Source organism: Formivibrio sp. oc-25, from assembly GCF_055810895.1.
In genome coordinates this window covers 1-5,451 of the sequence record NZ_JBVVOL010000058.1, presented here as the reverse complement: position 1 = coordinate 5,451, position 5,451 = coordinate 1, and the positions used below count along the sequence as shown (strand labels likewise).

At 59.6% G+C, this 5,451-nt stretch carries 3 protein-coding genes; all 3 read left to right on the top strand.

All coding sequences use genetic code 11. The features are described from left to right. Positions 1-326 precede the first annotated feature (326 nt). The gene (locus AC0KVQ_RS16095) at positions 327-926 is read left to right on the top strand and encodes a response regulator transcription factor (protein WP_473422206.1); all 600 of its coding nucleotides are present in this window, start codon (positions 327-329) and stop codon (positions 924-926) included. Positions 927-960: 34 nt separating this feature from the next. After that, positions 961-4,545 carry a response regulator gene (locus AC0KVQ_RS16090; protein WP_473422205.1) on the top strand — a complete coding sequence of 1,195 codons (3,585 nt, stop codon included), beginning with the start codon at positions 961-963 and terminating at the stop codon, positions 4,543-4,545. 268 nt (positions 4,546-4,813) lie between these two features. After that, positions 4,814-5,451 (top strand): DctP family TRAP transporter solute-binding subunit (locus AC0KVQ_RS16085; protein ID WP_473422204.1); only part of this gene is annotated, 638 nt, incomplete at its 3' end.

The window sequence follows — 5,451 nt, the reverse complement described above, 5'->3', positions numbered from 1 at the left end:
AGAAATCGCGCAAGGTGATGCTCGAGCATGGCATGCAGATCAACGAGATTGCCCCGGCAGAACTCGCCCGCATGAAGACCGCAGTAAAACCGGTCATCGACAAATACGCAGCGCGGCTCGACCCGACATTGATCAAGGCGTTTGAAGCCGAACTGGAAAAAACCCGGAATCAGAAATAACCCGAGGCGCCAGGTTTCTGCACGACAAAAACCGGGGAAGCCGCACTTCCCCGGCTCCGTTTGATCTGGCTAGCTTGTATCTGGCACGCCCGGTTGAATCGTGTTAGGTTCTGAAGTCGCCGATGACCACAAGGAAAACCCCTGCCGATGTCGTTCATTCGCCCGATTATCTACATCATTGATGACGACGACATCACGCTGTGGATGTTCAAGGAACTGTTGCAGGGCGTCGGCGCGGAGATTCGCACCTTCACCTCTGCCCGCCAGTTCCTGGATGCCTATCAGCCCGGCCCGCACGAATGCCTGATCTGTGATCTGCGCATGCCGGAAATCGACGGACTGGAAGTGCAGCAGCAGTTGCTGGACAAGGGCAGCTTCCTGCCGATCATCCTGGTTTCCGGCTATTCCGAAGTACCCTCTGCGGTTGAAGCCATCAAGAAAGGTGCGTTCGATTTCCTGGAAAAACCGGTTGACGGCAACACGCTGGTAGCCAAGGTACAAAGTGCGCTGGTACGCAGCCGGCAACTGCATGCAGCACATTTGGCACGTGTCACGCGCGACGCGCGGCTGGCCTTGCTCACACCGAAGGAACGCCAGATTGCCGAGCTCGTCGCCGCCGGCAAATCCAGCCCGAAGATTGCCCAGGATCTGGCAATCAGCGTGCGTACTGTAGAAAACCACCGCGCGCGCCTGATGGAAAAACTGCATGTCGAATCCATTGCCGAACTGGTCAAGCTGTTTCTCTGAGAACTTGTTCTGAGGCAGACGGATAACCACCCACATGCACGAAACCCGCCGCCCACGCAGCCTGACCCGCATCATACACATTCCCTACAAGGATTTCCGCACGCGCGTGTTGCTGGCCTTGCTGGCCATCAGCGTGCTTATCAGCGCGGGCGTATATGTGCTCGATGCCATCAAGGCAGAATACCGGCGCAATATCGAAGACCACGTGATCAGCAATCTGGAAACCATGTCGCGCGGCCTGGTGCTGCTGCAGCAGGATTCGGTGGCACGTGCGCGCAAGATTGCGGATGAGCCGCTGCAAAAGGAATTTGCGGCGCGCCTGCTGAAAACGCCAGATGACCCCTCCCTGCACGATGCCTACGAAAACTGGATCACCCCGCTGTACCAAAGCCGGGGCTTCGAGGATTACACCCTGATTGCGCCCGATGGCAAACGGGTCATCACCTCGGGCACCCGACCCTATATCGGCCAGCTGACCCTGCCGGCCACCCGCGAAACCTTGCGGCGGTCAGAACTGCTGATGGGCGGCGCGGTCACCCCGCCGATTTCCGCCCGGCACCCGGTTTCCACGCTGTGGGTCGAAAATCCCTCCGCCATTGCCTACCAGCTATCCTGCGCCCGTGCCGAACAGGATGGCAGATTGATCGGGTTTCTATGCCTGCACGAAAACCCGGCACTGCGCCTCTATCGCCTGCTGCGCGACGGGCGTCCCGGCGTGCATGGCGAAGCCTATGTCGTCGATCAGGATGGCCAGATTCTCTCGCCGATCCGCTTTGAAAAGAAACTGGCTGCCCCAAAGGGCGCAGAACCGGGCTGGAGCCTGTTCCAGCTTTCCGCCCGTGTGCTGCCCATCCGGGAAGAAGATGGGCTGGCCGATCCGGCACTGCTCAGCACCGAGCCGTTCACGCGCGTGTTCGAACGGCTGATGGAATACACCTCGCTCGATACCGGCCTGCTGGAAAACTACCCTGATTATCGTGGCCGGATGGTCGTCGGCGCCGGGCGCTGGATGCAGGATGCCGCGATTGGCCTCATCGTCGAGGAAGACATGGATGAGGCGTTCCGCTCCTACTATTTCGCGCGCAACGCCCTGGTGGCGCTGATCAGCCTGGGCAGCATGCTGATTGTCTTGCTGACCTACGCCGACTGGCGCTCGCGCCGCTCGCTTGCGCGCAGCGAGCAGCGTCTGGCTGCTTTCCGCGATTACATCCCTGCCGGCATGAACATGAAAAGCGCGGACGGGCGTTACCTGATGGCCAACCCGGTGTTTGAATCGATTGCCGAAATGCCGCCGGGCTACGTGCTGGGCAAAACCGATGCAGAAATCTACCCGGTGGAAGAAGCCCGCATGCGGCAGCGCGAGCACGATGAAGTCTTGCGAACGGGCCGGCCGTTCACGCGCAATTACACCAAGCACAATGCCCAGGGCAAAGAGGAAACCTACAGCATCGTGCGCTTCCCGGTTCGCGGCGATAAGGATGGCTCGGTCGTGGCCGTCGGTACTGTCGCACTGGATATTACCGAGCTCATCTCCACCCAGCGCGATCTGGAAGAGCTGACCCAGACCCTGGAAAACAAGGTGGCCGAGCGCACCGAGGAACTGGCGGCAGCACGCGATCTGGCCGAGACCGCCAGCCGGGCCAAGGCCGAGTTTCTGGCCAATATGAGCCATGAGATCCGCACGCCGCTGAATGCCATCATCGGCATGGGCCATCTGGCGGCGCACGCCAATACCGACCCGCGCGTTGCGCACTACATCGGGCGCATCCAGTCTTCCGGCCAGCACCTGCTGGGCATCGTCAACGATATTCTCGATCTGTCCAAGATCGAAGCCGGCAAGCTGCAGATCGATGTCAGTGAATTCTCGCTGGAAGCACTGCTCGATCACGTCGCCGGCCTGGTGGCGGAGCAGGCCCAGGCCAAGGATCTGGAGCTGATCATTGCCATCGCGCCGGGGCTGCCGGACCAGCTGGTCGGCGATGCCAAGCGTATCGGCCAGATCCTGATCAATTTTGCCAACAACGCCGTCAAGTTTACCGAGCATGGCGAAATCGTCCTGCGGGTTCAGGATCTCGCACGCAGCGGCGGACGTGCCCATCTGCGCTTTGAAGTGGAAGACACCGGCATCGGCATCGCCGAGGAGAAATTGCCACTGTTGTTCCGCCCGTTCCAGCAACTCGATGGCTCGATGTCACGCCAGTTTGAAGGGTCCGGACTGGGGCTGGCCATCAGCCGCAGCCTGGCCGATCTGATGGATGCCCGCATCGACGTCCAATCGCAACCGGGCCAGGGCAGTGTGTTCTCGCTCGAAATCACGCTGCGTGTCAGCCATCTGGACAACCCGGGCCGGCAGATTCCGGCCGGGCTGTCCCGCTTGCGCGCGCTGGTGGTCGACGACAACACCCACGCCCGCCAGCAACTGCAAGGACAACTGCATGCGCTGGAGGTGCAGGTGGATGAGGCGGACGACGGTAACCGTGCCATCGAACTGATCGCAGAGGCCGATCAGACCGATCACCCCTACGACGTGGTCTTCCTTGATTGGCAAATGCCGGGGCTCAATGGACTGGAAACCGCCGAACAGATGTTGCAACACCCGCTGCAACGCAAGCAGCCGCACCTGGTACTGGTCGCCTCCGCCGGCCAGGATAGCCCGCCTGGGCTCGATCGCCTGCCTATCGACAGCGTACTGGCCAAGCCGGTTACGCCGTCCGAGCTGTACGATGCCATGGTTGAGCTGTTCGATCCGACCCATGTCCCCAAGGCGCAGGATACCCACGGGCTGGCTGACTGGGAGGGGCTGGCCGGCCGACGTATCCTGCTGGTCGAGGACAACCGGATCAACCAGGAAGTGGTGCATGACCTGCTGGAAATGGTCGGCGTTCATGTAACCATCGGCAGCGATGGCCTGCAGGGTATCCAGCTGCTCAATGGCCAGCCGTTCGATCTGGTGCTGATGGATATCCATATGCCGAACATGGATGGCTTCGAAGCCACGGCGGAAATCAGGAAAAACCCCGCATTTGCGCAGATTCCGATCATCGCCCTGACCGCCAACGCGCTGGAAGGCGATCTGGAACGCTGCCTGGCCGCCGGAATGAATGACTACATTGCCAAACCCATTCATCCTCAACAGATGTTTGCCACCCTGAGCCGCCACCTGGCAATGCGGCCGCGTACGCAAACAGTAACGGCCGCCGCCGGCGGCCAGACAAATCCATCCGCCACGGACAAAAACGAGCGTCTGCTGACCAGTCTGGCGGACATTCCCGGCATCAATATCACACAGGCCATCACGCGCATGCTGGGCCGGCGCGATCTGTATGCGCAACTGGCCTGCCGCATCGCTGCCGAGCGCGGCGGCATGGTTGACGCACTGGACGCTGCGATACGTGAGCAGAATGACAAAGCCATGCTGGATCTGGTCCATAACGCCAAATCCATGCTGGGCATGCTGGGCGCGGATACCCTGCAGCAGCAGTGCATCAATCTGCAGCAGCAACTGGCCGACGGTGCGGTCAATGCCGCAGAAATTGCTGCATTTGCCCGGGATCTGGCGACCTTGCTGCAGCGACTGGGTGAAGCAACACGGGCACACGATACCAGCCACACCGGCTGAATATCACCCAACATCCGATTACAAAAAAAGAAATAAAACAAGAACCACTACCACAACATCCTTACCAAACACCCGCACTCCCTCCTTGAAAATTCCCGCAGCCACGCAGGAAACGGCACTCAGAAATCTCCATTAAAAACCGCAACTTACAACACAATGAGTAGATTTACTCCCCCTGTTTTTTGCGTGACGTGAAATGGTATGTCAGTCTTCACTCCGTAAGTTTTTACGTAGTGCAATTTTCCAATCAACACAGAGGAAGAGGAAAATGAAAAAAGTTCTGACCCCGATCGCACTGGCCACTGCCATGATCTTTGCCGCCGGCACCAGCCTGGCCGCCGATATCAAGGAACGCAGCGCCAAGTTCCCGATCGTGAACGCCATCGATCACCCGCAAGGCCTGGGCGCGCAGAAATTCGTTGAAGTCGTCGAGAAGAAGAGCGGCGGCAAGATCAAGATCAAGATTTTCCCGAACGGCACCCTCGGGGGCGAGCAACAGGTCGCGTCCGCCATGCAGGGCGGCACCATCGAAATCTCGATGATGTCCCCGGCCCAGCTCGTGGGCACGGTTCCTGAATTCGTCGTGCTCGATTTCCCGTTTGCCTTTGCCAACGTCAAGCAGGCCGATGCCGTGCTGGATGGCCCGTTTGGTCAGAAGCTGATGGACTACATGCCTGCCAAGGGCTGGGTCGGTCTGGGCTTCATGGAACAGGGCTATCGCTCGATCAGCAACAGCAAGCGTCCGATCACCAAGCTGGAAGACATCAAGGGTCTGAAGCTGCGCACCATCCTGAACCCGCTGTATGTCGACATGTTCAACACGCTGGGCGCCAATGCCGTGCCGATGCCGTTCACCGAACTCTATACCGCGATGGAAATGAAGACCGTCGATGGTCAGGAAAACCC

Coding starts and splice junctions, on each gene's coding strand:
- AC0KVQ_RS16095 (WP_473422206.1), top strand. CDS start 327: ATGTCGTTCATTCGCCCGATTATCTACATCATTGATGACGACGACATC.
- AC0KVQ_RS16090 (WP_473422205.1), top strand. CDS start 961: ATGCACGAAACCCGCCGCCCACGCAGCCTGACCCGCATCATACACATT.